The organism is Geobacillus proteiniphilus, from assembly GCF_001908025.1.
Lineage (GTDB): Bacteria > Bacillota > Bacilli > Bacillales > Anoxybacillaceae > Geobacillus > Geobacillus proteiniphilus.
Window position 1 is genome coordinate 1 of record NZ_MQMG01000125.1, and the last position, 1,110, is coordinate 1,110.

General features: G+C 49.6%; 2 protein-coding genes. One reads left to right on the forward strand and one right to left on the reverse strand.

The genetic code is table 11. The features are described 5' to 3' along the window. A partial coding sequence (locus BRO54_RS18815) for a malate:quinone oxidoreductase (protein ID WP_139268102.1) occupies positions 1-241 on the forward strand: 241 nt, incomplete at its 5' end. A gap of 439 nt (positions 242-680) precedes the next feature. Here the strand turns inward: BRO54_RS18815 and BRO54_RS18820 are convergent. Further along, a partial coding sequence (locus BRO54_RS18820) for a transposase (protein WP_139268104.1) occupies positions 681-1,110 on the reverse strand: 430 nt, incomplete at its 5' end.

A 1,110-nucleotide genomic window follows, 5' to 3' on the forward strand; every position in this document is an offset into this window, starting at 1 on the left:
TGGCTCGATCGCGGCGTTGCTCGGCGCTTCGCCAGGCGCATCGACGGCGGTTCATGTGATGTTAGAAGTGATTGAGAAATGCTTCCCGGAACGGATGAAAGAATGGGAGCCGAAAGTGAAAGAAATGATTCCGTCCTACGGCGAATCACTGATGAAAAACGAACCGCTTTTGCGGCAAGTGCAAGCGTCCACAGCCGAAGCGCTCGGGTTGAATGGCCACTTTGCGCTGCAGTTGGCGTAGGCCCATGCCAATTGCGGCCTGCTGGGGATAGCTTGGCCGTCTGTGAGAAACAGCTGCCTGAAGACGAAGGGCAGCTGTTTTTATTTGCTGTCTTGTGTCTCCAAGGTTATATCCACAGACGAAATGATCTCACTGTAAATTTCCTCTAAAAAAATCAGGAAACGTTAATGACTCAATTGCTTTTTTATGAACGGTTATCATACAATTGTCTCATACACTTTTGAGTTGGATAGGCAAAGGAGTTAATTCCATGATAGCAACTTTGTTTTCTATGGTCTGATCTGAGAGGGGGGTAAGGCTTGGATTCAGGATATTTCCAAAAAGATTATCATTTTGGGAGGGGGTGTTCATGTGAATACCAATTTGTCTTTCAATCACTGTAGATGAGCATTTTTCATTACAATAATTTCCATGCTTTAAGAGACAAACAGGGTCCCCCTTAGGCGACATGGAGCTGTTTTTTGATCACATCAATGGGAATATCTTGCTTTGCGGCGTCATAAATGAACTCTATGACGCTATGGCCTTTCCGCGATCGAAGAAGCTCCAATCCGGCGGAGAGGTCTTGCTGGGATTCGGCGATGCTATACACGCAGGAGAGCAGCACCACCGCCCAATACCGTTTCACCGCCCGAATGTGGCGAACTCGGTATCCATCCAGCTTCAGTTGATCTTTCGCCTGCCGGAAAAAGCACTCGATCGTCCAGCGCTGGGCGTAGTAACGCAAGATGTCTTCGTCCCCGAGTTCCCGGTCGGTGCTCAAGATGCAATGAAGATGTTCCGGCGCCATCGGCTGATCCGCCTTCCAAGCCAGCAGCACCACCGCGTCATCGAGGCCATGGATGGCCCCCTCATAGCGATACACGCGA